The organism is Ralstonia sp. 110700041-2 (genome assembly GCF_056280165.1).
On the sequence record NZ_JBSFAI010000017.1, the window covers coordinates 102,727 to 129,519 of the forward strand.

Annotated in this window: 22 protein-coding genes; 6 read left to right on the plus strand and 16 right to left on the minus strand. The window is 65.4% G+C overall.

Annotated features, from left to right (window positions below):
- Positions 1 to 9 precede the first annotated feature (9 nt).
- From dksA to gatC, 14 genes are all read right to left on the minus strand, one after another.
- The gene (gene dksA, locus ACUXH0_RS22535; RefSeq protein ID WP_009277214.1) at positions 10 to 429 is read right to left on the minus strand and encodes an RNA polymerase-binding protein DksA; all 420 of its coding nucleotides are present in this window, start codon (positions 427 to 429) and stop codon (positions 10 to 12) included.
- Positions 430 to 850: 421 nt separating this feature from the next.
- The gene (locus ACUXH0_RS22540) at positions 851 to 1,939 is read right to left on the minus strand and encodes a CobW family GTP-binding protein (RefSeq protein ID WP_012436846.1); all 1,089 of its coding nucleotides are present in this window, start codon (positions 1,937 to 1,939) and stop codon (positions 851 to 853) included.
- Positions 1,927 to 2,454 (minus strand): Fur family transcriptional regulator, encoded by a 528-nt coding sequence (locus ACUXH0_RS22545; RefSeq protein ID WP_004628269.1) that lies wholly within the window; start codon positions 2,452 to 2,454, stop codon positions 1,927 to 1,929. The genes ACUXH0_RS22540 and ACUXH0_RS22545 overlap by 13 nt, the downstream gene beginning before the upstream one ends.
- 96 nt (positions 2,455 to 2,550) lie before the next feature.
- Positions 2,551 to 3,789, minus strand: coding sequence for a lactonase family protein (locus ACUXH0_RS22550; protein WP_012436845.1), 1,239 nt, complete (start codon positions 3,787 to 3,789; stop codon positions 2,551 to 2,553).
- A gap of 12 nt (positions 3,790 to 3,801) precedes the next feature.
- The gene (locus ACUXH0_RS22555; protein ID WP_012436844.1) at positions 3,802 to 5,328 is read right to left on the minus strand and encodes an FAD-binding oxidoreductase; all 1,527 of its coding nucleotides are present in this window, start codon (positions 5,326 to 5,328) and stop codon (positions 3,802 to 3,804) included.
- Between the two features lie 132 nt (positions 5,329 to 5,460).
- Entirely contained in the window at positions 5,461 to 5,979 is a 519-nt protein-coding gene (locus ACUXH0_RS22560) for a metal-dependent hydrolase (RefSeq protein ID WP_024541963.1), read from the minus strand.
- Positions 5,980 to 6,057: 78 nt separating this feature from the next.
- Positions 6,058 to 7,260, minus strand: coding sequence for a class I SAM-dependent rRNA methyltransferase (locus ACUXH0_RS22565; RefSeq protein ID WP_182594634.1), 1,203 nt, complete (start codon positions 7,258 to 7,260; stop codon positions 6,058 to 6,060).
- A gap of 39 nt (positions 7,261 to 7,299) precedes the next feature.
- Positions 7,300 to 8,286 (minus strand): tyrosine recombinase XerC, encoded by a 987-nt coding sequence (gene xerC, locus ACUXH0_RS22570; RefSeq protein ID WP_004628279.1) that lies wholly within the window; start codon positions 8,284 to 8,286, stop codon positions 7,300 to 7,302.
- Between the two features lie 14 nt (positions 8,287 to 8,300).
- Positions 8,301 to 8,990: a DUF484 family protein gene (locus ACUXH0_RS22575; protein ID WP_012436842.1), complete on the minus strand. Its 690-nt coding sequence runs from the start codon at positions 8,988 to 8,990 to the stop codon at positions 8,301 to 8,303.
- Between the two features lie 14 nt (positions 8,991 to 9,004).
- Complete coding sequence (gene gatB / locus ACUXH0_RS22580; protein ID WP_009239393.1) at positions 9,005 to 10,471, minus strand: Asp-tRNA(Asn)/Glu-tRNA(Gln) amidotransferase subunit GatB; 1,467 nt, start codon at positions 10,469 to 10,471, stop codon at positions 9,005 to 9,007.
- Positions 10,472 to 10,556: 85 nt separating this feature from the next.
- Positions 10,557 to 11,522, minus strand: coding sequence for a dienelactone hydrolase family protein (locus tag ACUXH0_RS22585; RefSeq protein WP_004628285.1), 966 nt, complete (start codon positions 11,520 to 11,522; stop codon positions 10,557 to 10,559).
- Positions 11,519 to 12,004 carry a hypothetical protein gene (locus ACUXH0_RS22590; protein ID WP_004628287.1) on the minus strand — a complete coding sequence of 162 codons (486 nt, stop codon included), beginning with the start codon at positions 12,002 to 12,004 and terminating at the stop codon, positions 11,519 to 11,521. Before ACUXH0_RS22590 ends, ACUXH0_RS22585 begins: the two co-directional genes overlap by 4 nt.
- 39 nt (positions 12,005 to 12,043) lie before the next feature.
- Positions 12,044 to 13,543, minus strand: a complete 1,500-nt coding sequence (gene gatA / locus ACUXH0_RS22595) for an Asp-tRNA(Asn)/Glu-tRNA(Gln) amidotransferase subunit GatA (protein ID WP_009239396.1) — start codon at positions 13,541 to 13,543, stop codon at positions 12,044 to 12,046.
- Positions 13,544 to 13,641: 98 nt separating this feature from the next.
- The gene (gene gatC, locus ACUXH0_RS22600; protein WP_004628291.1) at positions 13,642 to 13,941 is read right to left on the minus strand and encodes an Asp-tRNA(Asn)/Glu-tRNA(Gln) amidotransferase subunit GatC; all 300 of its coding nucleotides are present in this window, start codon (positions 13,939 to 13,941) and stop codon (positions 13,642 to 13,644) included.
- A 498-nt stretch (positions 13,942 to 14,439) separates the two neighbouring features.
- Between gatC and ACUXH0_RS22605 the strand changes: the two genes are divergently transcribed.
- The 5 genes from ACUXH0_RS22605 (at position 14,440) to rodA (ending at position 20,921) form a co-directional block, all read left to right on the plus strand.
- A complete protein-coding gene (locus ACUXH0_RS22605) occupies positions 14,440 to 15,483 on the plus strand; it encodes a rod shape-determining protein (RefSeq protein WP_004628293.1) in 1,044 nt (347 codons plus the stop codon).
- Positions 15,484 to 15,722: 239 nt separating this feature from the next.
- Positions 15,723 to 16,769 carry a rod shape-determining protein MreC gene (mreC, locus tag ACUXH0_RS22610; RefSeq protein ID WP_182594633.1) on the plus strand — a complete coding sequence of 349 codons (1,047 nt, stop codon included), beginning with the start codon at positions 15,723 to 15,725 and terminating at the stop codon, positions 16,767 to 16,769.
- Between the two features lie 16 nt (positions 16,770 to 16,785).
- On the plus strand, positions 16,786 to 17,298 hold the full coding sequence (gene mreD / locus ACUXH0_RS22615) for a rod shape-determining protein MreD (RefSeq protein WP_004628297.1): 513 nt from the start codon (positions 16,786 to 16,788) through the stop codon (positions 17,296 to 17,298).
- A gap of 42 nt (positions 17,299 to 17,340) precedes the next feature.
- Positions 17,341 to 19,746, plus strand: a complete 2,406-nt coding sequence (gene mrdA / locus ACUXH0_RS22620; RefSeq protein WP_004628300.1) for a penicillin-binding protein 2 — start codon at positions 17,341 to 17,343, stop codon at positions 19,744 to 19,746.
- A 23-nt stretch (positions 19,747 to 19,769) separates the two neighbouring features.
- A complete protein-coding gene (rodA, locus tag ACUXH0_RS22625) occupies positions 19,770 to 20,921 on the plus strand; it encodes a rod shape-determining protein RodA (RefSeq protein WP_004628301.1) in 1,152 nt (383 codons plus the stop codon).
- 36 nt (positions 20,922 to 20,957) lie between these two features.
- On the opposite strand, the gene ACUXH0_RS22630 is transcribed toward rodA, so the two are convergent.
- On the minus strand, positions 20,958 to 22,646 hold the full coding sequence (locus tag ACUXH0_RS22630; RefSeq protein WP_009239398.1) for an AMP-binding protein: 1,689 nt from the start codon (positions 22,644 to 22,646) through the stop codon (positions 20,958 to 20,960).
- 452 nt (positions 22,647 to 23,098) lie between these two features.
- Between ACUXH0_RS22630 and ACUXH0_RS22635 the strand changes: the two genes are divergently transcribed.
- Positions 23,099 to 24,037: a LysR family transcriptional regulator gene (locus ACUXH0_RS22635; protein ID WP_004628304.1), complete on the plus strand. Its 939-nt coding sequence runs from the start codon at positions 23,099 to 23,101 to the stop codon at positions 24,035 to 24,037.
- Between the two features lie 74 nt (positions 24,038 to 24,111).
- On the opposite strand, the gene ACUXH0_RS22640 is transcribed toward ACUXH0_RS22635, so the two are convergent.
- Positions 24,112 to 26,742, minus strand: a complete 2,631-nt coding sequence (locus ACUXH0_RS22640; RefSeq protein ID WP_012436841.1) for a DNA topoisomerase III — start codon at positions 26,740 to 26,742, stop codon at positions 24,112 to 24,114.
- Between the last annotated feature and the right edge of the window lie 51 nt (positions 26,743 to 26,793).

A 26,793-nucleotide genomic window follows, 5' to 3' on the forward strand; every position in this document is an offset into this window, starting at 1 on the left:
ACGCGTGCGTCAGTCACCATGCATCTTCTGGCGCTTTTCGCGGCGCTCCTGCGCCTCCAGCGTCAGGTTGGCGGTGGGGCGGGCGATCAGGCGCGGCACGCCGATTGGCTCGCCGGTTTCATCGCAGTAGCCGTAGTCGCCAGCGTCGATACGGGCAATCGACTGCTCCACCTTCTTGAGCAGCTTGCGCTCACGATCCCGCGTGCGCAACTCCAGCGCGTGCTCTTCTTCGATGGTGGCACGGTCAGCCGGGTCCGGCACCACTACGGTCTCGCGCAGGTCGCTGACGGTCTGATTGGCGTTCGCGAGAATTTCGTCGCGCATTTTTACAAGCCGGTCTTTGAAGAAGGCGAGCTGCGCCTCGTTCATGTAATCCTTGTCGCCCATCTTCAGGATTTCGGCTTCGGTGAGTAGTTTCTTGCTGCTCATGGTTGCTGCGGATGATCCTGGTAAATCGCGCGCCGTGTCGGCTGTCGCGTCGTCCTCGCGCGGGGATGCGTCGGACTCATTCTGGCTGGCGGCGGACTTGCCGCCCCGCGCGCCTCCTTTTGCCTCTCCCGCAGCGGCGCCCCCTGCCGCTTTTTTTCGGGTGGCTGGCGCAGCCTGGGCTGCTGCCGACTCCGTTACGGACCGCCCGGCACCGCCGTTGGCGCCGCGTCCTTCCTTGGTCTTAGTCACCATCGCCTGCTCTCCTATCGGACGTGCTTCGGACGACGTGCTTCTAAACCGACCTATTGTAGCTGAACGATATTAACTGAACTATCGGAGAAACACGGACAGGAAATCCGGCCCGGATTCTGCCTGAAAGCGCGCGGCGGGGCCACCCAAAAGGAGGGGGAAAGCCGCCGAATCAGGCCAGGCAGTTCTCCAATCCTTTCAGAATCGTTTCGCGCGGCAGGTCGACACCGATAAACACCATCCGGTTGGAAGGGGTCTCGCCGTCCCATTTTCCGCCTACATCGCTACCCATGAGCTGGTGTACGCCCTGGAACACGACCTTGCGGTCGACACCCTCCATATAGAGCACGCCCTTGTAGCGCAGCAGCTTCTCGCCGTAGATGTTCAGCACACCCGAGAGGAATTCCTCCAGCTTGGTGTAATTGAACGGCCGTTCGCTGCGGAAGACGAACGAGGCGATGCGATCGGTATGGTGCGCGTGCCCGTGATGGTGGTGATGGCCGGGCGCGTGACCATGGTCGTGCTCGTGATCGTGATCGCGATCACAATCGGCCGAGCAGGCGTGGTCGTGATCATGATCGTGGTTGTGGTCATGATCGTCTTCGCGCAGGAAGTCGGGGTCGATCTCCAGCTTGGCATTCAGGTTGAAGCCCCGCAGGTCGAAGATGGTGTCGATCGGCGTTTCGCCAAAATTGGCGGTGCGGATCGGCGCGCGCGGGTTCATGTGCAGCAGGCGGTGGCGCAGCGCATCCACATCGGCGGCGGACACCAGGTCGCTCTTGGTGATGAAGATGGCGTCGGCAAAGCCCACCTGGCGCTGCGCCTCTTCCTGCTTGTCGAGCTGCATGTTGCCGTGCTTGGCGTCGACCAGCGTGATGACGGCATCCAGCAGGTAGCGGCTGGCGATCTCGTCGTCCATGAAGAACGTCTGGGCAACGGGTCCGGGGTTCGCAACGCCGGTGGTTTCGATGACCACGCGATCGAACTGGATCTGATCGTTGTCGCGGCGCGTGAGCAGGTCGGACAACCCCTTCACCAGATCGCCACGGATGGTGCAGCAGATGCAGCCGTTACTCATCTGCACGATCTGCTCGTTGCCGTCCTGCACGAGGATATCGTTGTCGATGTTCTCTTCGCCGAACTCGTTTTCGATCACGGCGATCTTCATGCCATGCTGTTCGGTCAGGATGCGCTTGAGCAGCGTGGTCTTACCGCTGCCGAGAAAGCCCGTCAGGATGGTAACGGGGATCATTTTGGACATGGTGCGTTTCCTGTCTTGTGATGGGGCGCCAGATGCGCGCAATCCGCGCAGGCGCCCTTGATGGTGAGTTCAGCATGGTCGGCCGCGAAGCCGGCGGGCAGGGCGGCCATCGGCATGGCCGGCGGCTCGGCGCCTTCCAGGCAGAAGTCGCGCCCGCATTGCGTGCAATGGAAGTGGCTGTGCGAGCGGTGCGCAGCTTCCCGCGCGGCATCGTGCTCGGCCAGGCTGAAGCGGAAGACGCGATCCGTCCCTGCCGTCTTGTGGACGATGCCGCCTGCCACGAGCCAGTCGAGCACGCGGTAGACCGTCACGCGGTCGATGCCGGAATCGTCCGGCAGCGCGTCGCATACAGCCTGGTGCGAGAGCGCATCGGCGCCCTGCATCAGCACGGCCAGCACGCGCACGCGAGGCTCGGTCACACGGCTGCCCAGGCCGCGCAGGCGTGCGCGGGCAGCCTCTTCAGGCGAATGGGGTTGCGGAGTGGCGAGATCGTCGCGCGAGGCCGGGGTATTCATGCGCGGGATTGTCCCACGGGGCGCGGGTTGCTGCAATTGAGTTGCAATTGGGCGGCCTTGCACCGCCCAGGGTTTCTTTTCGCGCGCCGGGAGCGCTTATGCCGTAAACACCAGACACACCGGCGTCGGCACCTTCGCCACCACCGCGGGCTGGTCCAGCTTGCCGGTCTGCCCGTCGATGCGCAGCCGCAGGATCGTGTCGCCCTTCTGGTTCAGCACGTAGAGGTGGCTGCCGTCGGGCGCCATCGCCATCGCCCGCGGAAAGCGCACTCCCTCGTTCCAGTACTGAAGCGGCGCGAGCTTGCCCGAGGCATCGATGCTGAACGCGGCCACGCTGTCGGCCAGCGGATGATCGGACTTCAGCTTCCGGTTGCTGGCGTAGAGGAAGCGCCCCGACGGGTGCACAAGAATCTCGGCGCCGCTCTTATGGCCGGTGTAGTCGGCGGGCGTTGTGGAGATGCGCTGGCGCTCCTCCGACACATGGCCGGTAGCGGAGTCGTAACCGTGGCAGGCGACCGATCCCTCGAGTTCGTTGATGACGTAGAGCAGCTTGCCCTGCGGATGCAGCGCCAGGTGGCGCGGGCCGCTGCCGGGCTTGAGCTGCGCGCGATCCCGCGGGGCGAGCTTGCCGCCTTCGATGGCGAACACGTTGATGCGGTCGGTGCCCAGATCGGTACCGATCACGTGCTGGCCGGTGGTGTCGAACAGCATCATGTGCGCGTGCGGCGCTTCCTGTTCGGGGCGGGGGCCGGAGCCGGTGTCCTTGAAGATGCCGGACACGGCGCCGAGCTTACCGTCCTCGCCGATCGGCAGGAGGTTGTACGCACCGCCGCTGTAGATCGACACGCACAGGTGTTTGCCGTCCGGCGACACCACCACGTGCGCAGGGTTCGTACCCGACAAAGAGAGCGGCTGGCGGTTGAGCAGCGTCAGCTTGCCGTCGTGCGGGTCGATCGCATAGGACTCGGCGCTGCCGCTTGGGCGACCCTCGTAGACCTCCAATTCATTGATGGCGTACAGGAACCGCTGGTTTGGGTGCACGGCCAGGAATGACGGATTGGCACTTTCGACCACCTGCACCTGGGTCCACGCTTCGCCGCGCGGCGCGAGCACGTAGATGCCACGTGCGGCCGGGCCGCCGGCGGTGCCGCCCGGTGCGTTGAACGTGTACGTGCCGACATAGGCAAAGCGGGAAGGGCGAGCATTGCCCGCAGGCTGCACACCCGACGCAGCGGGTTGCTCGCCCGCCTGGGCCATGACGGTTTTGGGAAGAGCGCCCAGCAAAGGCAAGCTACCAGTCCACTGCATGAAAGTTCGACGAAGACGATTGGTCATGGGATGGCTCCATCAAACACGCACGGACATCGCGTGGTGGAAGATGTTGTTCGGATCATACCGGCGCTTCACGTCCTGCAGAAACGCGTACAGGTCGCCGCTGCCGTAGTAGAGCTGCGGCCAGAACGGGTAGGCGAGCATGTCGACGTCGGGGTAGTTGATGTAGCAGCCCTCGTACCGGTCGCCGGGGTACGGCGTGCCGCTGTGCGGCGCGGGCACGTCGGGGGCGCCGTAGACGTCACGGTAGAAATCGCTGATCCAGCGCAGGTGGCCGGCGTCATCGGCAGGCGCGGCCCAATACGTCTGGTACTGCAGCTTCATGATGGAAGAGCGTTGCGGCACGGCCGTATCGCCAATGCGCTCCGCCTTGTTGACGGCGCCGCCGTACGAATCGACTTGCAGCAGCGACTGGCTCAGATCGACGCCCGGCATCGTCCGCGTGAGGTGGGTGTAGATGCGCTGCGCCTCGCGCGCCGTGAAGCCGCGCTTCATGTAGGCCGATTTGTACTTGCCACGCTGATTGGCACCCGAACCGTTCAGATACTGCGTGGCCGTCAGCCAGTCGTACTGCACGATGGTGTGCGGCTTGGAGCAGAGCAGCTGCCCCACGCCCTGTTTGTGCGCGGGGCCGTAGCCGGGCGGGCGCCCTTTGACCGGCGTGGGCGCGCAGGCCTGGAAGCGGTTCAGAAAATCATTGAGGACAGAGAGATCGCGGCACGTGCCGTCGGGGTTGCAGAACTGTGTGAGCAGGACGATCTGCCCCGACGATTTGTGCGTGAGCTTGAGCAGCGAAAACATGCCCCACGTGTCAGGGTCCTTGCCGCGCGTGTCCCAGTATTCGCCGTAGATGCGCAGCAGTTCTGCAAAGCGCTGCGGCGTCATGGTGGCCCAGTCGAAGGCCACGGTGGCGAGCGCGACTTCCTGCGGTGCCGTGGGCAGCTTGGCGAACGTGTAGCCGGTGATGACGCCGAAGTTGCCGCCGCCCGCACCGCGGCACGCACGGAACAGATCGGGATCGTGCGCTGCATCCACCGTGCGGGCAGCCGTCTTGCCGGTCTTGTCCACCGTGACGATGTCAACGGCCGAGAGCCAATCCACCGTCAGCCCTTGCAGCCGTGAGAGCAGTCCATACCCGCCGCCGCAAATATGCCCGCCCGCGCCCACCGAATAGCACGAGCCGCCGGGCAGCGTCACGTTGTGGCGTTTGTACAGTTCCAGGTAACCGTTCCAGTTCTGCGTACCGGCCGGAATGCGCACCGTGCCGTCGGCGTGCACCTCGGGCGTAGCGAGCAGGCTCAGATCGACGATCGTGCCGTCGGGGTTGTTGGAGACGAAATCCTCATAGCAATGCCCGCCGCTGCGCACCGTCGGGCGTTGGCCCGCGTTGATGATGCGCTGCACGGCGGGCGCCACATCGTCGGGCTTTTCTATGAGGGCGATGCGGCTGGCGGCCTGTGCATCCGTTGTGGGCCAGCGCAGGTTGAAGCCATGTTTGAGCGTGTTGTAGCGAGGGTCTTGGCGCGTCACATCCAGTGTCATCGACGACTCCCGGTGAGGGCGTTTGCGCAAGCGTTGCGCAAACGAAGTTGGATTCGGACGCGTGGCGTCCGGCGGTTCCAACTTAGTCGTTCGCGGGCCCGGCTTCCATCAGACGATGCCGATGCAGCCGGCTCATCGCGCCACGTGGGCGAACCATCCAACTACGCGCGTTGCCGTCGCCGCCCACAACGGCCGCACGAGCCAGCATGCCGCGGCCCATGCCAGGATCACCACAATCAGATCGCAGTGGCCGCTCTTCCACAAGTTCAGGGAATGGCGCCCCCAGATCCAGGGCACGCCCAACGGATTCGGCCAGTCCGCCAGCAGGTGCATCAGGCCGCCACAGGCGAAGCCGAACAGCAGCGGCGCCCACAGGTGCGCATGGCCCAGCGCCTGGTACGACAGAACAAGCACGGCTATCCAACCGATGCCCCAATGGGTGGCGGTGCGGTGCGTGATCCAGAGGCGGCGCGCACGGGTCCACCAGGCCACCTCCATCCAGTCAGGCGCGGTGCTGCCGGCCACCGCCGCGCAAAACGCCAGGATGCTGCCGAGATGTTCGAGAGACGTATGGGAAGCCTGTGCGACGAGGGTGGCGGCAATCAGGCCTGCTGCCCAGCCCGTCGCGTGATGGGCAGCATTGGAAGCCATCGACGAGATGCGGAAAACGAAGGACCGCATCTTCGCAATGGCGGCTTGCCGGGACAAGCCAAAAATTGCGACAAATTGCTAGCCAACTTGCAGCAGCAGCCCCTTGAGGTACTCGCCTTCCGGAAAGCTCGTCAGCAGCGGGTGGTCGACGCCGCCGGCCAGCCGGCGTTGGATGCGCGCCGTGACCTTGGCATCGGCCGCCGCGCCCGCGACGATTTTCTGGAACAGGTCTGCGTCGATCGCACCCGAGCACGAATACGTGAACAGCAGGCCACCCGGTCGCAGCAACTGCATGCCGACGAGGTTGATCTCCTTATATGCCCGCGCCGCACGATCGACCTGCTGCGCCGACGCCGCAAACTTGGGCGGATCCAGCACGATCAGGTCGAACTGGCGGCCTTCCGCGCGGAAGTTGCGCAGCGACTTGAAGACGTCCGCGTCCAGCCACTCGGCGCGCGCCGGATCGAAGCCGTTGAGCGTGACGTTGCGCTCAGCCACCGCCAATGCCTCGCCCGACGAGTCGATCGACACCACCGAGCGCGCCCCGCCCTTGAGCGCCGCCAGCGAAAACCCGCCGGTGTAACAGAAGCAGTTCAGCACATCGCGATCGCGCGCCAAGGCGCCAACGAGCGCGCGGTTGTCGCGCTGATCGATGTAGAAGCCCGTCTTGTGGCCTTCGCGCACATCCACGTAGTAGCGCACGCCGTGCTCGGTGGCAGACAGGTCGGCGGCAGGTTCCGCACCGGCCAGCACACCGGTCATCTGCTCCAGGCCTTCGCGCTCGCGCACGCTCACGTCCGACCGTTCGTAGACGTTCGGGCAACCCGTCTCGTTGATGAGCGCGGCGATGATCGCCTGCTTCCAGTGCTCCACGCCCGCGGCGCTGAACTGGCAGACGAGCTGGCCCCCGTTACCATCCTTGCCTGCGCCGTACTGGTCGACGATCAACCCGGGCAGGCCGTCGGCTTCGCCCATGACGAGGCGCACGGCGTCGGTGTCGCGCACCCACGCGCGGCGGTACGCCACGGCGGCGGCAATGCGGCGCTTGAAGAATGCGTGGTCGACCGGCTCGGCTTCGTCGAACGACCACACGCGCGCGCGAATCTGCGAGACGGGGCTGAACGCGGCGCGCGCCAGAAACTGGCCGTTGTGCGCGCGCACGATGACGGTCGCACCGGAGGCCGGCTTGCCCTCCACGCGATCGATGGCGTTGGCGAAAATCCACGGGTGCCGGCGCAGCAGCGAGCGCTCCTTGCCGGGCTTCAGAATCAGGGTTTGCATACGACTGGGGATGGGGCGCCCGAAGGCTCGGGCAATGCGCTACTTCTTCTTCGCGCGGGGATGCGCCTGATCGTAGATCTTGGCCAGGTGCTGAAAATCGAGCGAAGTATAAACCTGCGTGCTGGCAATGCTGGCGTGCCCGAGCAGTTCCTGCACCGCGCGCAGGTCGCCGGACGACTGCAGCATGTGCGTGGCAAACGAATGCCGCAGCACGTGCGGGTGCACATCCGCCGGCACACCCGCCGCGATGGCGTTGCGCTTCATGCGCAATTGAATCTGCCGCTGCGCCAGCCGCTTGCCCCGCGGCGAGAGAAACAGCGCGTGCGCGTCTTCAGGTGCGGCGTCCGACTTGGCAAGCTGCGCGCGCACCGCCAGCCACGCAGCCAGCGCTTCCGTCGCCTTGGTGCCCACCGGCACGGTGCGCCGCTTGCTGCCCTTGCCGAGCACCTGCACCTCGCGCGCCTCCAGATCGAGCCAACTCGCCGATTCATACGCGCCGGCCTTCACGTGGCGCATGTCGAGGCTGACGAGCTCGGAGAGCCGCAACCCGCACGAATAGAACAGCTCGTTGACGGCGCGGTCGCGAATCGTCTCGGCGTCGTCGCCGGGCAATTGCTCCATCAGCGCGACGGCTTGCTCGACGGACAACGCTTTCGGCAGCCGCTTCGGGCTCTTCGGGGCGCGTACGCCATCGACGGGATTGGCGGTGACAGCGGCATCGCGCAGCGCCATCCATTTGAACCAGCCGCGCCACGCCGACAGCGCCCGCGCAATGCTGCGACCGGACAAACCGTCGCCATGCAGTTGCGCCATCATGCGGCGAATGTGGTGCGACTGCAGTTGCGTCAGGTCGATATTGGCGGCGTGCTGCGCACCCAGGCGCTGCAACACGGCCAGCTCGCGGGTGTAGCTCTGCAGCGTATGCGGCGAGAGCTGCCGCTCGAACTTCAGCGCATCCAGGTACGCCGCAATCTGCGGATGCGGCGCTTGGGCGCCATGGTCATCGACGGATGCGGATTGCGGCATGCGGCGGGCTGCGCTCAGTCGCGCAGGCGGTTGAGCGCGGCAGCGGCCAGTTCGCCGATCTGCGCGAGGTAGGTCGTGCCCATGCCGTCATGGAAGCGGCGGGCGTCCGGCGAGCCGAGCACCAGCAGGCCGAATGCTGGCGCGACGCTGGCGTCGGCATCACCACGCACCGGCACGCGCAGCGTGACGATGGCGAGCGATTCGATCGGTGCGCCGCCGGTATCCGACGTGTCGAGCCAGCCGGCGGCTTCAAAGCCCGCATTGGCGCCGCAATACGGCGCACGCAGGCCGGCCGCAAACAGGCGCACTTCCTCGCTCACGCCCTGCGCGACTTCCAGGTGCGCGAATTCTTCGCCGACCTGCCACACGCGCAGCGCGACAGCCGGCACGTCAAAGATTTCACGCAGACCATCCTGCACGGCATAAGGCAACGCATGCGTGTCGGCCTCCCCCAGCAGGCGCGCCGTCCATGCGTGCACGCGCTGCTGCGTGCGGTCGTTCTCGTTGCCGTGGCGCATCAGGTCCGACAGCTTGAGCTCGAGGTGCTTGTTCTTGTCGCGCAGGATTTCCATCTGGCGCTCCTGCAGCGACACCGCGCGATGGCTGTGCGGGCTCGTCAGTTGAATGGCGGCCAGCAGCTCGGCGTGCTCTTCAAAGAAGGCCGGATGCGCCTGCAGGTAGTTGGCGACGTCTTGTGCGTTCATCGTGGAGGTGCTCATCAGGCTGCGCCCAGTTTCTTCTTCAGCAAATCGTTAACTTGCGCGGGGTTGGCCTTGCCGCGCGTGGCCTTCATGGCCTGACCGACCAGCGCGTTGAATGCCTTCTCCTTGCCGGCGCGGAATTCCTCGACCGACTTGGCATTGGCTGCCAGCACGTCGTCGATGATCTTCTCCAGCTCGCCCGAATCCGACATCTGCTTCAGGCCCTTCTCGGCGATGATCGCGTCGGCATCGCCACCGTGCTCGCCTGCCCACATGGCGGGGAAGACGTCCTTCTTGGCGGTGTTGTTGCTGATCGTGCCGTCGGCAATGCGTGCGAGCAGCTTGGCCAGTTGCGCAGGCGACACCGGCGCAGCGTCGATGTCCAGATCGGCGCGGTTCAGGTTCGAGGCGACCTCGCCCATGATCCAGTTGGCGGCAGCCTTGGCGTTCGCAGCGCCCGCATCGGCCACGACGGCCTCGAAGTAGGCAGCCGTCGCTTTGGTGGCGGTCAGGATGCTGGCGTCGTACTTCGGCAGGCCGTACGCCGACTCAAAGCGCGCAGCCATGGCCGCCGGCAGTTCGGGCAGCGTGGCGCGCACACGCTCGATCCAGTCGTCGCCGATGACGAGCGGCAGCAGGTCGGGATCCGGGAAGTAACGGTAATCCTGCGCGTCTTCCTTGCTGCGCATCGAGCGCGTTTCCTTGCGGTCCGGGTCGTACAGGCGGGTTTCCTGCACCACGGTGCCGCCGTCTTCGATCAGCTCGATCTGGCGGCGCACTTCATAGTTGATCGCCTCTTCCAGGAAGCGGAACGAGTTGAGATTCTTGATTTCGCAGCGTGTGCCGAACGGTGCGTCCGGGCCGCGGCGCACCGACACGTTCGCGTCGCAGCGGAAGCTGCCTTCCTGCATGTTGCCGTCGCAGATGCCCAGCCACATCACCAGCGCGTGCAGCGCCTTGGCATAGGCCACGGCCTCGGCGGCGCTGCGCATGTCCGGCTCGGTCACGATTTCCAGCAGCGGCGTGCCGGCGCGGTTCAGGTCGATGCCGGTCATGCCGGCAAAGTCTTCGTGCAGCGATTTGCCGGCGTCCTCTTCCAGATGGGCGCGCGTGAGCTGCACGGTCTTCTCATAGCCGGGCTGGCCGTTCTTGCCTTCCACCTGGAAGGTCAGCGTGCCGCCCTGCACCACCGGAATTTCGTACTGGCTGATCTGGTAGCCCTTGGGCAGATCAGGGTAGAAATAATTCTTGCGCGCGAAGATGCTCTTGGGCGCGATCTTGGCGCCGATGGCCAGGCCGAACACGATGGCGCGCTCGACGGCGCCTTTGTTCAGCACCGGCAGCACGCCCGGCAGCGCCAGGTCAACGGGCGCCGCTTGCGTGTTGGGCGCCGCGCCAAAGGCGGTGGACGCGCCGGAGAAAATCTTCGAGACCGTCGAGAGCTGCGTGTGCGTCTCGAGGCCGATCACCACTTCCCATTGCATGTTGCGTGTGTCCTGTCGATTGTTGTGGTGTGAATGTCTAGGTACTCAGGTATTCCGGTATTCAGGTGTTCTTGCATGGCTGCGATCAGGGGTGCGGCGCATCGAGCCACGCCGCGAGCTTCGCGAACGCCGCTTCGCGCGCTGCCGGATCGCCGCCGACCGTGACCGTTCCGTAGCGACGTCCCTTCGGGACGCCGTTGCGCTCCGTGACCGGCGCCGTGCCGTCGAAGCCGTGATACGCACCGCCAAACATGTCCAGCTCGAAACGGGCCTGCGGCTGCCGCGCCAGTACGGCCGTCTGTAGCGCCTGGCAGTGATCAGCCGGCGTCCAGTCGTCGTTGCCGCCGGCCAGCAGCAGCAATGGCGCATTCAGCCGATAGTCCGGCCGCTTCTGCGCCGACGCACAGCCGGGATAGAACGCCACCGCGCGATTAACCGGGGGCGTATCTGCGGGCCAGGCGCGGCTGGCGTCGACGGCCTCCAGCACAGCCTGCGCGCCGTTGGACCAGCCGAGCAGTACGATGCGGCGCGCGTCCACGCCCGGCTGCCCCGCCACCCAGCGGATCGTTGCCAGCACGTCGGCGCGGCGCACCGCGCCATTGATATCGCGCGTGGCGGTGCGTTCGGTGCAGATGCCGTGCGGTTTGCCGCGCGGGCCGAAACTGTCGGGAAACACCACCGCGTAACCACGCGCACCCAGCCACTGCGCATAACCGCGATACCGCGAGCCCAGTGCCCTGACATCCGCCCCGGCCGGCGTGTAGAGGCCGCTGCAGCCGTGCAGCGCGATCACCACCGGCGCACCGGTCGCCGGCGCCTTGAGGGGCGATGCAACCCAGTAGGCGGTCAGCGTTTGCGGTGCATCCTCTGCGTCTTTCATGGACGCACGCGGAATTTCCACCGTCTGCACGCCAAGCTCCGCCGACGAGAGCGCACGCGCAGCGGGCATATCCGGCAGGGCACCTTCGGCGTCCGGCGTCGGTTGCGCGACGGCGTGCAACGCCAGCGCGCCCGCCAGCGCCGCCAGCACGCGAAGCGATGTCCGCGTCACCGGGCATTCCGGGCGCACTGGCCCGTTTGCGGGTCGAACATCACCGGCCAGGCTTCTTCGTAGATGCCGGGCGTGCAATGCGCCTCGCAGTTGGCGTGCGCCAGCGTGACGCGGCGCGGGTCCTGCCAGACCATCAGCGTGCAATTGCCGTAGCGCTCGCGCAGCTCGATGCTGGGGCGGCGCTTGGTCTGCCGGAACGTCGACAAATCGAACTGACACGAACCGCGCCGGCCGACCCACAACTGCCATTGCATGGCGCTGACATTGTTGTCGGCCACGGTCAGCGTCGCCTGCTCGCGGAAACCGTCTTCTTCGGTCTGGCTGCAGTAGCCGTTGACGTCGATGCGGCGGTCGGAAATCGGCGGCGGCTTGGTCGTCGGGCGGCTGATGCCCGGAATCGACGGCAGCGGAATCGGCACGCACGCCGCCAGCAGGCCGGCGGCAAGCGCCAGCCCGAGTGCAGTGCGGATGCAGTGGTTCATGCGTGCCTCCTGCATGGAGCGGATACGTCTGTACGGGCCTCAAGCCGCCGGCTGGCGGTGGTGCCAGTCGGTCGCCTGCTGGAACGCATGCGCAATCTGCAGCATGCGTGCCTCTTCAAAATAGTTGCCGATGATCTGCAAGCCAACCGGCAGACCGTTGGCGCCAAAACCGGCCGGCACGCTCATGCCCGGCAGGCCGGCCAGGCTGGTCGACAGCGTGAAGATGTCGGCCAGGTACATCTGCACGGGGTCGCTCGTCTTCTCGCCCAGTTTCCAGGCGACGGTCGGGGCCACGGGGCCCATGATCACGTCGCACTGGCGGTTGGCACCAGCCAGCACGTTCTGGAAATCCTGCGCGATGATCCGGCGAATCTTCTGCGCCTGCAGGTAATAGGCGTCGTAATAACCGTGGGACAGCACATAGGCACCCACCAGGATGCGGCGCTTGACCTCCCAGCCGAAACCTTCAGCACGGGACTTGCGGTACATGTCGGCCAGATCGCGGTATTCCGCCGCGCGGTGGCCGTAACGCACGCCGTCAAAGCGCGACAGGTTCGACGAAGCCTCTGCCGGAGCGATCACGTAGTACGTCGGGATCGACAGCTCGGTCTTCGGCAGGCTGATGTCGACCAGCGTGGCGCCGAGCTTTTCCAGCTCGGCCAGCGCGGCGCGTACCGTGGTGCGTACGTCATCGGCCAGGCCTTCGCCAAAATACTCCTTGGGCAGACCGATGCGCAGGCCGGCCAGCGGGCGTGCGGCATCTGCGCCTTGCAGCGGCTGGCCGAGCAGGCGGCCGAAGTCTTCCACGTCGCCACCGCGACCGGGTTCCAGACTGGTGGAATCGCGTGGGTCAAAGCCGGCCATGGCAGACAGCAGCAGCGCGCAATCTTCGGCCGTGCGCGCCATCGGGCCGCCCTGGTCCAGCGACGAAGCGAAAGCGATCATGCCGTAGCGCGACACGCGGCCGTACGTCGGCTTGATCCCGGTAATGCCCGAGAACGATGCCGGCTGGCGGATCGAGCCGCCGGTGTCCGTTCCGGTTGCAGCAGGCGCCAGATCGGCCGCCACCGCTGCCGCCGAGCCGCCCGACGAGCCGCCCGGCACGTGCTCGAGGTTCCACGGGTTCTTGACCGCGCCGAACGCCGAGTTCTCGTTGGACGAGCCCATCGCGAATTCGTCCATGTTGGTCTTGCCCAGCGTCACCATGCCGGCCGCGCCCAGGCGCTCGACCACGGTGGCGTCAAACGGGCTGACGTAGTTGCCGAGCATCTTGGAGCCCGCCGTGGCACGCCAGCCGCGGGTGACGAACACGTCCTTGTGCGCGATCGGGACGCCGGTCAGCGGCGCCGCGTTGCCGGCCGCAATGCGTGCGTCGGCGGCCCGCGCCTGGGCAAGCGTCGCCTCGGCGTCGACATGGGTAAAGGCGTTGAGATGCGCCCCGGCCTCGATGCGCGACAGGTAATGGCGCGCCAGTTCCTCCGCCGAAACCTCTTTGGCGGCGAGTTGGGCGGACAGGGCTTTGATCGTGGATGCGGTCATCGAATACGTTCGGATGGGCTGCCGGCAGCGGCCGGCGACGTCGAATGGAGTGGGCTCAAGACAAGCGCGGACGCGCCGTTTACGCGAATTACCGCGGGTTACTCGATCACCTTGGGCACAAGGTACAGGCCGGCCTCGGTGGCCGGGGCGCATTGCTGGTAGTCCGCACGGCGGTCGGCCTCGGTGACGGCATCGTCGCGCAGACGCTGGGCTTGCGCCTGGACCTGCTCGATCGGGTGGGCCATCGGCTCGATGCCGGTGGTGTCCACGGCCTGCATCTGCTCGACCAGCGAGAAAAACTGGTTGAGCTGCGTGAGGGTCTGCGCGGCCTCGCCTTCGGAGACTTCGATACGGGCGAGATGGGCGATGCGTTTGACGTCGGAGAGTTCGAGTGCCATCGGAGTGGATCAGTGAGTGCAGCGGCGGGCGGGCAGCATGTGCGGCTGCGGCAAGCGACGGGTACTGCGCGCAACGCACGCGCAGGTGGGCCCCGGATGTGCCGATTGGCCGCAAAATTGGAGGCAAACGCCCGCGAAACGCTCGAATTATAAGGTATGATTGCCGACTAAATTTCTAAGTCAGCAGGCGACTTCGTGCAGTCACGGACCCTCTGATTAAGTACCCCGGGAACCTCCCGGCAGTCGCACCGTCAGCATCAGGCGACACTTAATCAAAGGTTCCTTGGGGGCCCCCTCTCCGGGCGGCCCAGCCTCGGCAGGATGGCCAGTGCCACGGCACCCCACCGTCGATCACCACGGAGCCCGCGACATTCCCGGGAGCGCAGTAGCAGGATCGGACCGCATGGCATGCCCTTGCGACGTCCGCGCGTTGGTGCAGCCGTTGCGCCGCAATCCTGCTGCTGGGCCGCCCATGACTCGAAAAACAGGATTCATTCGATGTTCGGCTTTTTGCGCAGCTATTTCTCCAACGATCTCGCGATCGACCTCGGCACTGCCAACACCCTGATCTACGTCCGCGACAAGGGCATCGTCCTTGACGAGCCGTCGGTGGTGGCCATCCGCCAGGAAGGTGGCCCGAACGCCAAGAAGACCATCCAGGCTGTCGGTAAGGAAGCCAAGCAGATGCTGGGCAAGGTGCCGGGCAATATCGAGGCGATCCGCCCGATGAAAGACGGCGTGATCGCCGACTTCACCGTCACCGAGCAGATGCTCAAGCAGTTCATCAAGATGGTGCACGACACCAAGCTGCTGCGCCCGAGCCCGCGCATCATCATCTGCGTGCCGTGCGGTTCGACCCAGGTCGAGCGTCGCGCCATCCGTGAATCGGCGCTGGGTGCCGGCGCATCGCAGGTCTACCTGATTGAAGAACCGATGGCCGCTGCCATTGGCGCCGGTCTGCCGGTGTCGGAGCCGTCGGGCTCGATGGTGGTGGACATTGGCGGCGGCACCACCGAGGTGGGCATCATCTCGCTGGGCGGCATGGTCTACAAGGGCAGCGTGCGCGTGGGCGGCGACAAGTTCGACGAGGCCATCGTCAACTATATCCGCCGCAACTACGGCATGCTGATCGGCGAACAGACCGCCGAAGCCATCAAGAAGGAAATCGGCTCGGCCTTCCCGGGTTCGGAAGTGCGCGAGATGGAAGTGAAGGGCCGCAACCTGTCGGAGGGCATTCCGCGCGCCTTCACGGTGTCGTCCAACGAAATTCTGGAAGCGCTGACCGACCCGCTGAACCAGATCGTCTCGTCGGTGAAGATCGCGCTGGAACAAACCCCGCCGGAACTGGGCGCCGACATTGCCGAGCGCGGCATGATGCTCACCGGCGGCGGCGCACTGCTGCGCGACCTCGACCGCCTGCTGGCCGAAGAAACCGGTCTGCCGGTGCTGGTGGCCGAAGACCCGCTGACCTGCGTGGTGCGCGGCTCGGGCATGGCGCTTGAGCGCATGGACAAGCTCGGCAGCATCTTCTCGTACGAATAACGGGACCATGCGCCACGCCGATCCGCGTTCCGCTGTTGCGACCGATTTCGTGACTGCCGTTGTGGTCACGCCAGCCGCCTTCGCGGACCGCTGAGATGCGTCTCGCGCAGGTGCACCGTGCTCCGCCCACCCAGGGCTTGGGCACCGCACCAGCGCCACACCCAATCTGTTGCCGGCAGGCCGTTGACCTTGACGTTGACCGTCACGCGTCTGCCGTGCCCATTTGAAGCGTCCGGGTCATGGATTACTCCCCGCCGCCCCTCTTCAAGCAGGGTCCGTCCGCCACCGCGCGGCTGGTCGCTTTGCTCGCGCTTGCACTTGCCTTGCTGGTGATCGATGCCCGCATGTCCGTGCTGGGTGTAGTCCGGCAAGTCGTGTCGGTCATCCTGTACCCCGTCGAGCGCCTGGTGCTGATTCCACGCGATACGGCACGCGCCGCGCTCGATTACACCCAATCGTCCACCAGGCTGGCCGTCGATAACCGCAACCTGCGCGAATCGGCGGTTGCCCAGGCGCAGCAATCGCTGCGCGCCTCGCAGCTCGAAGCCGAGAACCGCAATCTGCGCACGCTGCTCAATCTGAAGCAGCACGCGGCGGTGCCCACGGTGGCGGCGGAAGTCCTCTACGAAGCACGTGACCCTTATACGCAGCGCATCGTGATCGATCGCGGCTCGAAGGACGGCGTGCGCGCCGGCTACCCGGTCATCGATGACCGCGGCGTGGTCGGCCAGGTGACGCGCGCGTCGCTGTTCGAATCGCAAGTCACGCTGCTAACCGACAAGGACCAGGCGATCCCCGTGGAGGTGGTGCGCAACGGCCTGCGCAGCGTCGCCTTTGGCGGTGCCCGACCGGGCGCGCTGGACCTGCGCTTCATGGCCGCCTCGGCGGATCTGCAGCAGGGCGACCTGCTCGTGACGTCGGGGCTGGACGGGGTCTATCCGGCGGGCCTGCCGGTGGCGCGCATTTCGCAAATCGAGCGCAAGGCTGATACCGCGTTCTCGCGCGTGATCTGCGAGCCGGTGGCCGGCATCCGCAGCAACCGGCACCTGCTGATCGTGAAGTACGAATCGGGCTTCCCGCCGCCGACGGATCTGTCGCCGCCGCCCGCAGCCAAAGGCAAGAACGCTGCCCGCGATGCCCGCGAAGAAAAGGACCGCGCCGCACGCGCCGCCGCCGAAGCCAATGTGCCGGCACCCGCGCCCGCAGCCGACGAAAACGCCCCGCCACCGCGCCCGACCGACGCCGACGGCAATCCGCTGGACACCGATTCAGCGCAAAAACGCTGAAGCGAGGCCATCGATCATGAACTCGCCCCAATATCTGCTGCGCCCGGTCAACCCTGGCTTCATCGCTTTCAGCTTCGTGCTGGCGTTCCTGTTCAACCTGATGCCGTGGGGCCACATGCAGTGGATTCCCGATCTGGTGGCACTGGTGCTGGTGTTCTGGAACATCCATCAGCCGCGCCGCGTGGGCATGGTGGTGGCTTTCCTGCTGGGCCTGTTGATGGACGTGCACGAAGCGCGCCTGCTTGGCGAACATGCGATGGCGTACACGATGCTGTCGTACTTCGCGATCACGATTCACCGGCGCGTGCTGTGGTTCACGGTGCTGTCGCAGGCGCTGCATGTGCTGCCGCTGCTGGTGCTGGCGCACGCCGTACCGATCGTCATCCGTCTGCTGATGGGCGCGCACCTGCCGGACTGGCAGGTCATCCTGCCGCCGCTGATCGAAGCCGCCCTGTGGCCGTTCGCCAACGCCTTCTTGCTGGCGCCGCAGCGTCGCCCGGAGAGCGTCGACGAAACCCGGCCCATCTAAGGCGGCCGACCTGATGCGCCCCGCTATTCGCCCTCACCTGGCATGACCGAAATCCGCAACGTCGAACAGGAGCTGTCGCGCTTCCGCCTGCGGCTGGCGGCGGCCGCCCTGTTCGTGCTCATCTGCTTCGGGCTGCTGCTGGCGCGTTTCTTCTGGCTGCAGCAGGTCAAGCACGAGCAGTACTCGGCCAAGGCGGAAGACAACCGCATCTCGGTCGCGCCCATCGAGCCCAACCGCGGCATCATCATGGACCGCAACGGCGTGGTGCTGGCGCGCAACTATTCGGCCTACACGCTGGAGATCACGCCGTCCAAGCTGCAGGACACGCTCGACAACACGATCGACCAGCTTGCCCAGGTCGTCGATATCCAGCCGCGCGACCGCCGCCGCTTCAAGCGCCTGATGGAAGACGCGCGCAGCTTCGAAAGTCTGCCGATCCGCAGTCAGCTGACGGACCAGGAAGTCGCGCGCTTCTCGGCGCAGCGTTTCCGCTTTCCGGGCGTGGACGTGCATGCGCGGCTGTTCCGCCAATACCCGCTTGGCGAATCGGCGTCGCACGTGATCGGCTACATCGGGCGCATCTCCGAGCGCGACCTGGACCGCATCGACAACATGAGCGATGCCAACAGCCAGCCTGGCGTGACGTATGACCCGCGCAAGGATTCCAACAACTACAGCGGCACGGAGTACATCGGCAAGGTCGGCATCGAGCAGAGCTACGAGACCGAGCTGCACGGCCTGACCGGCTACGAAGAGGTGGAGGTGAGCGCGGGCGGCCGGCCGATCCGGACGCTGTCGACCTCACAGGCAACGCCGGGCAACAACCTGATCCTGTCGCTCGACATCAACCTGCAGCGGCTGGCCGAGCAGCTCTTCGGCAACCGGCGCGGGGCGCTGGTGGCGATCGAGCCAGAGACGGGCGACATCCTGGCCTTTGTCTCCAAGCCGACGTTCGATCCGAACCTGTTCATTGAGGGTATCGACAGCACGACTTGGGGCGAACTGAACAACTCGCCGGACAAGCCGCTGCTGAACCGGCCACTGCGCGGCACGTATCCGCCGGGCTCGACGTACAAGCCGTTCATGGCGCTGGGCGCGCTGGAGCTGGGCAAGCGCACGCCGCAGTGGGGCATGGCTGATCCGGGCTCGTTCACGCTCGGCAACCACACCTTCCGCGACGACGTGCCGGGCGGGCACGGCTGGGTCGACATGTACCGCTCCATCGTGGCGTCGTGCGACACGTATTATTACCGGCTCGCCAACGACATGGGCGTCAATGCCATCCACGATTTCATGAAGCCGTTCGGCTTCGGGCAGGTGACGGGCATCGACATCGAGGGCGAGCGCACCGGCATCCTGCCGTCCACCGACTGGAAGCGCAAAGCCTACAAGCGCCCCGAGCAGCAGAAGTGGTACGACGGCGAAACCATCTCGCTGGGCATCGGCCAGGGCTACAACAACTTCACCATCCTGCAGCTCGCGCATGCGATTTCGACGCTGGCCAACAACGGCGTGGTGATGAAGCCCCACCTGGTAAAGGCGGTCGAAGATTCGCTGTCCAAGTCGCGCGCGCTGACGGTGCCGACCGAGAGCTACCGGATTCCGCTCAAGCAGGCGAACATCGACGTGATCAAGCGCGCCATGGTGGGCGTGAACCAGGCCGGCACGGCGGCCAAGGCGTTCATCGGCGCGCAGTACGTGTCGGCGGGCAAGACCGGTACGGCGCAGGTGTACTCGCTGGGCAAGAACGAGAAGTACAACCACCACGCCATTCCCGAAAACAAGCGCGACCATGCGCTGTTCGAGGCTTTCGCACCGGCGGACCATCCGAAGATCGCGCTGGCGCTGATCGTGGAAAACGCCGGCTTTGGTGCCGCATCGGCCGCACCCATCGCACGCGCGGTCATGGACTATTACCTGACCGGCAAGTGGCCTGCGGAACTGGCCGCCACCGCACCGAAGCCCCAGCAGCAACCGCCGGTGGATACGCCCAGTGTGTTCTCGACCGGCAAGACGGCCACCATCGCCAGCGCGACGGCTGCGCCGCAGGTGACCGCAGAGCCGGCATCCGGGGTCGCTGCTGCTTCGGGCGTGGCAGCCTCCGCCGCCAGTGCAGTGGCCGCCGCTTCGGCGCCGGCCGCGTCGTCGGTGGCAGGGGGCACCACACGCGGTGTGCCGCCGCTGTCGCCGGACCTGGTAGCCCCGGCCCTGCGCGAGGCTGGCACCAGCGCCGAAGCCGTCGCCCCGGCCACCCTGGACGCCCAGGTGCTGCAAGCGCTGTCGCATGCACAACCGGCGCCCGAACTGCCACCGCGCGGACGGGGCAACGCTGCCGCACCGGCTTCGGCTCCAGCGACCACGCCAAAGGGTGCGAAGGACACCAAGCCGGGCAACAAGCCGGCACCGAAGCCCGCGCAGAAACCGGCCTCCAAGCCGGCCGCGCCCTGATATTTGCGCTTGAGGATCTCGCCATGGACAAACTGGACAAGCGCCGCATATTCAACGTCATCAAATCGCTTTTCACCGGCTTCGATGGCCCGCTGGCGCTGATCGTCTTCCTGCTGCTCGGCACGGGATTGGTCGCGCTGTACTCGGCCGCCATCGACATGCCGGGCCGGGTGGAAGACCAGGTCCGCAACATCCTGCTGTCGTTCGTGCTGATGTGGATCATCGCCAACCTGCCGCAGCAGACGCTGATGCGCTTTGCGGTGCCGCTCTACACCGTCGGCGTGGCGTTGTTGATTGGCGTGGCGGCGTTCGGGCTGATCCGCAAGGGCGCGCGGCGGTGGCTCAATATCGGCGTGGTGGTACAGCCTTCCGAGATCATGAAGATCGCCATGCCGCTCATGCTGGCGTGGTACTTCCAGAAGCGCGAGGGCGTGATCCACTGGTACGACTATCTGGCGGCCGCCCTGCTGCTGCTGATTCCCGTGGGGTTGATTGCCAAACAGCCCGACCTGGGCACCGCGCTGCTGGTGCTGGCGGCAGGCATCTACGTGATCTACTTCGCCGGGCTGTCTTGGCGGCTGATCGTGCCGGTGCTGGTCATTGCTGTCACGGCGATCACGCTGGTGGTGTCGTTCGAATCGCGCATCTGCGCACCGGGCGTGAACTGGCCGATCCTGCACGATTACCAGCAACACCGCGTCTGTACGCTGCTCGACCCGACCACCGACCCGCTCGGTAAGGGCTTCCACACCATCCAGTCGATCATTGCCATCGGCTCGGGCGGCGTGACGGGCAAGGGGTGGCTGAAGGGCACGCAAACCCACCTTGAGTTCATCCCCGAGAAGCACACCGACTTCATCTTCGCGGTGTACTCGGAGGAATTCGGGCTGGTCGGCAACGGCGTGCTGCTGTTCCTGTATCTGCTGCTGGTTCTGCGTGGGCTGTTTATTGCCGCCAATGCGGGCACGCTGTTCGGGCGCCTGCTCGCCGGGTCCATCACGCTGATCTTCTTCACCTACGCCTTCGTCAACATGGGCATGGTGAGCGGCATCCTGCCTGTCGTGGGGGTGCCGCTGCCGCTCATCAGTTATGGGGGGACGGCGCTTGTCACGCTGGGCATGGGCATCGGCATCCTGATGAGCATCGCCCGACAGAAACGCTTCGTGCAGACCTGACAAAACGGCCGCCCAATTCTGGCGGCCGTTTTGCTTTCACGCGGCGATGGCGTCTTCGCGCAACAACCTTCGCAGCACCTTGCCCGTCGCGGTAGCCGGCAGCGCCTCATGGAACTTCACGCGCCGCGGCACCTTATACGGCGCCATGTTGTCGCGCGACCAGGCAATCAGTTCGGCTTCCGAGAGCGTTACACCGGTCATCGGCACCACGTGCGCGCAGACGACCTCGCCTTTTTCGGGATCGGGGATGGGCGTCACGGCCACTTGGCGGATGCCCGGATGGCGCGACAGCAGCGCCTCGACCTCTTCCGGAAACACGCTGTAGCCCGACACCTTGATCATTTCCTTGATGCGGCCCTGCCATTGAAGGTAGCCGTCGGGCGAGACCTGGCCGATGTCGCCGGTGCGCAGAAAGCCGTTGTGCAGGACGGCGCGCGTGGCCTCGTCTCGCTGCCAGTAGCCACGGAACACGCCGGGGCTGCGGATGGTGATTTCGCCAGCCTGGCCGGGTGGCAGTTCAGCGCCGGTATGCGGGTCGACGATGCGCACCTCAGTCTGCGGGACGATCTTGCCGTGCCAACCCCAGCGCGGGGCATCGGCGGGCGTGATGGCGTCGCAGGTGTGGGTTTCCGACAGGCCATAGGCGGCTTCGTAGATGCGGCACTGCGGGCCGGCAAAGGCACGCCACTGCTCGGCAATCGCTTCTGTCAGCGTGACGCCGAAGCTGGTGCACGGGTTGGCCACCAAGGATTCCATGCGGTACTGCGCCGCGTCCGGATGCGCCATGACCGCGAGGTTCATTGGCGTCATGCTGTACCAGCGTGTCACGCGGTAGCGGTCAATGGCCTGCAGCACCGCCAGGGGATCGAACCGATAGAGCAGGATGGTCGTCGCGCCGGAATACAGCATCACGTTCATGCCCATCAGCATGCCGGCGATATGAGACAGCGGCGCCACCGCCAGCATCACGTCCGAGGCGTGGATGCCGCTGACCTGCACCGTGACGGCGGTCTTGTACAGTGCGTTGCGATGCGTGAGCATGGCGCCCTTCGGGCGGCCGGTGGTGCCGGAGGTGTAGACCATCAGCGCGACGTCATCCAGGCTCACCTGGATAGCCGCCACGGCGTTGCGCTCAGCCACATCCACGGGCTCAGCCATCAGCTGCATCAGGTCAAGCTGCGCGGCGCCCGGCTTGTTCTTGAGCGGCGGCGCCGACGAGGCATCGGCGGCAATCAGTTCGGGCGGCACGGCCAGCGCCTTGCGGCAGGCCGGCTGCGCGGGCTGCAGATCGGCATAGCGCGTCGTGATGACGGTCATGACCGACGTGCCGGGCCGGGCGGCCTCGACGATCGGCATCAGGTCTGCCGCGGCCACCAGAATCTTGGCGCCAGAATCGGTCAGTTGGTCGCGCAGCTCGTGTTGACGCGACAGCGGCCCGCACGGCACGACGATGCCACCCAGCTTGGCCGTGGCCAGATGGGCAATGATGGCTTGCGGGCAGTTGTGCAGAAACAGTGCAACGCGATCGCCACGCGTCACGCCCAGCCGCTGCAACTGCACCGCCAGCCGCGTCGAGGCCTGATCCAGCTCGCGCCAGCAGATCGTGCGGCCGTACCACAACAGGGCGATGCGCTCGGGCGTTTGCTGCGCATGGTGGGCGCAATACCGGTGCAGCGGCATCTCGCCTGCCAGATAATTGACCGGTTCGCGGTTCTGGATGGTCATGTGGTGTCTCCTCGGCCGCCGGCATCGCGGGGCGATACATCGGCCGTGATGGCTGCCCTCGTTGCGGGGCGCTCATGCGGGTCAGGGTTCGCGGCATCCATCATTTGAGTATGGCGAAGCCGTCTGGCTACCGCCGCACCGATTTGCGCAAGACCCTGTTCCACCCACGATTTGGGCCGAACCTAACCTCGCGCAAGACGAATCCCACAAAAATCTACCGTTCGGTATAGAGTCTCGGCGCAAATCAGCTGTTGCGTCAATCGGTGAGAAGTCGGATACGCAGCCCCGGCAATGAAACATCGCAAACGCAAATTGCGTCGGCATTCTCACATGAGCGTGTGCTCACATTCAAGGATCGCTCCTAGGCAGTGAATTGCTTGTGACAATATTAAATATTTGCCGTCATGACAGATTTGTTCTATTTTTGACAACAAATTATGTGAGAGGCTGGAATGGATCGTTTGCAGTCGATGCGGGTGTTTTCCAAGGTGGTGGAGCTTGGCAGCTTCGCCCGGGCGGCCCAGCATCTGTCGATGAGCAATGCCGTGGTCACGCGTTACGTGGCCGACCTTGAGGCGCATCTCGGCACGCGCCTGCTCAACCGCACCACGCGCAGCCTGTCGCTGACCGACGTGGGCGAAACCTACCTGCAGCGCTGTGCGCAGATCCTGCTCGACATTGACGAGGCGGAATCGCTCGCCACCTCGCGCAGCCAGGCGCTGGTCGGCGGTCTGCGCATCGTCGCCCCCGTCATGTTCGGGCTACACGTGCTACCGATGCTGCTCGCGCGCTTCCAGCAGCTTTATCCCGAGGTCACGTTTGACGTGGCGCTGTCCGATCGCCCCATCGACATCGTCGAGGATGGCCGCGACGTCGGCATCATGGTCTCGGAGCTCGGCCTCGGCTCGCACCTGGTGGCGCGCCGCATGATTTCCGCCGAGATGGTCATGGCCGCCACGCCGGCCTACCTCCGCCAGCATTCCACGCCGCAGCGCGCCGAAGATATTGCCGAGCACCGCGTCATTGCGATGTGGCACCCGCAACTGCGTCACGAATGGGAGATGAGCACCGCCGACGGCCAGTCGATTTCGGTGCCGGTGCAGCCCTCACTCGTCACCAGCAATGCCGAACTGATGCACCGTGCCGTGCTCGCCGACATGGGCATCGCGATTCTGTCGTCGTACATGGCCCGGCCGGATCTGGAGTCCGGACGGCTGGTGCGCTTGCTGCCGCAGTACAAGCTGCCGCAGCGGTCGCTGTCGCTGGTGTACCCGAGCCGCAAGTTCCTGCCAACGAAGGTCCGCACGTTCATCGACTACATGCTGGCCCAAGCGATGGAGGTCAAGCACAGTGAGGCGCGCGCGGGCCGCGGCCTGAGTGAAGCCGCATAAGCGCAGAGCGTATTGCCAAAACAAAACGGGAGGACAGTGTCCTCCCGTTTGCGTGGGCGCCTGCGAAACCGCAATCAAGTTTCGCTGGTGCTTTCCTCGTCGGTCTCGGCTTCCGTGGCTTTCTTGCGCGCCGGAGCCTTCTTGGCGGCCGTCTTGCCCGCGGTCTTGGCCGGCGCCTTCTTGGCAGCGGGCGTTTTTGCCGCGGCCGTCGTCTTCTTCGCCGCGGTCTTGGCGCCGGGCTTGCCCTTGCCTTCGCCGCGCGGCTCGAATTCGAAGCCGATCTTGCCGTCCGGCTGCTTGACCAGGAACGCCTTGAAGTTGCGCCCCGTGCGCGCCGACTTGAAGCCCGTCAGCAGGTCGGTCTTGCCCTCGGTCAGCAGCTTGGCTAACTGCTCCCGGCTGATCTCCTGCTGCAGGATGATCTTGCCGGTGGTGAAGTCGCAGGTCTTGGGCTGCGCCACGGCGTTCTCGCACACGTACTTCAGACCGTGCTCGTAGACGTTGCCGTTGCACTTCGGGCAGTGGCCGACGCTTTCCTGGCCCGAGAAATCGACCGGCTCGCCATCGTCTTCGTCGTTCTGGCCGAAGTCGAACTCCATCTTCCAGTGACCATCTTCCTGCGCCAGCTTGAGGATGGCCGCAAACGGCCGGCCCATCTTGCTGCGGAAGCCCTGCAGCGGGCCGATGGTCTTGTTGGTCAGCAGCTCTTCCACCTCGTCCAGCTCGAACTGGCGGCCACCCGGGATCTTGCTGATCGAGAAGTCGCAGTGGCTGCAGGCGAAGCGGCGGTAGTTCTCCTTGACCACGTGGCCGCATTGCGGACACGGCGTGGAAAGCGTCGCGTAGTCGCCGGGGATGGTGTCGCTGTCGTATTCCTTGGCGCGCTTGACGATCTGCTGCGTCATCTGCGCGATCTCGCGCATGAATTCGTCACGCTCCAGCTGACCACGCTCGATGAGGGAAAGCTTGTGCTCCCAGCCGCCAGTCAACTCGGCTTGCGTCAGTTCTTCCACGCCCAGGCCGCGCAGCAGCGTCATCAGCTGGAACGCCTTGGCCGTCGGAATCAGCTCGCGGCCTTCACGCACGAGGTACTTTTCCGTCAGCAGCCCTTCGATGATGGCCGCGCGCGTGGCTGGCGTGCCCAGGCCTTTGCCGGCCATGGCTTCGCGCAACGCATCGTCGTCGACGAGCTTGCCGGCACCTTCCATGGCAGACAGCAGCGTCGCTTCGTTGTAGCGTGCGGGCGGCTTGGTGGTCAGGCCGACCGGCTCGACCTTGTCAGTCTTGACTTTCTCGTCCTTGGCGACCGGCACGAGGTTGGCATCTTCGCCTTGTGCCTCGCGGCCATAGACGACCAGCCAGCCCGGGTTCACCAGCACCTTGCCTTCGGTCTTGAAGTGATGCCCGGCCACCTCGGTCACGCGGGTGGTGACCTGGTATTCGGCCGCCGGGAAGAACACCGCCAGGAAGCGGCGCACCACCAGGTCGTACAGCTTCTGCTCCGGCTCCGACAGGTTCTTCGGTGCCTGCAGCGTCGGGATGATGGCGAAGTGATCGCTGATCTTGCTGTTGTCGAAGATCCGCTTGTTCGGCTTGACCCACTGGTTGGCGAGAATCTTCTTCGCGTGCGTCAGGTAGTTGGGCGAGCTTTCGCCCAACATGTCGAGGGTCTGCTTGACCGTGCCCATGTAGTCTTCGGGCAGCGCGCGCGAATCGGTACGCGGATAGGTCAGCACCTTGTGCTTTTCATACAGCGCCTGCGCCAGGCCCAGCGTGTTCTTGGCCGAGAAGCCGAAGCGGCCGTTGGCCTCGCGCTGCAGGCTGGTCAGGTCGAACAGTGCCGGCGACATCTGCGTCGATGGCTTCGATTCTTCCGTCACCGAACCCGGCTTGTCGCGACACGCGGCAACGATGCTCTTGGCCTCGGCCTCGCTCCACAGGCGCGAATCCCGGCGTTCGGGATCGAACTCGTCCTTCTTGAACTTCGGGTCGAACCAGCGGCCTTCGTACAGGCCGGCCGCGGCGATGAATTCGGCGCGTACTTCCCAGTAATCGCGCGGGACGAAGCGCTTGATCTTCTCTTCACGCTCCACCACGATCGACAGCGTGGGCGTTTGCACGCGGCCCACAGTGGTCAGGAAGAAGCCGCCACCCTTGCTGTTGAACGCGGTCATGGCGCGCGTGCCGTTGATGCCGACCAGCCAGTCGGCCTCGGAGCGGCAGCGCGCGGCATCCGCCAACGGCATCATGTCCTCGTTGCTGCGCAGCTTGCCAAAGCCATCACGGATGGATTGCGGCGTCATCGACTGCAGCCACAGGCGCTTCACCGGCAGCTTGGTGTTCGCGTGTTGCGCGATCAGGCGGAAGATCAATTCACCTTCGCGCCCCGCGTCACAGGCGTTGATCAGGCCCGTGACGTCCTTGCGCTTGATCAGGCGCGTCAGCACCTTCAGGCGCGACTCCGACTTGGCGATCGGGCGCAGATCAAAGTGCGGCGGGATCACCGGCAGATGGGCGAAGCTCCATTTCCCGCGCTTGACTTCATATTCGTCGGGGGCAGCAATCTCGACCAGGTGGCCAACCGCCGACGAGAGGACGTATTCGTCGCTCTCAAAGTACTCGTCGTGCTTGGTGAAGCCACCCAGCGCGCGCGCGATATCAGCGGCGACCGACGGTTTTTCGGCAATGATGAGAGCCTTGGACATGTGAGCGGATCCTGGCGATCGCAAGTGATCGGGTAAAGAAGAAGTCGCTTT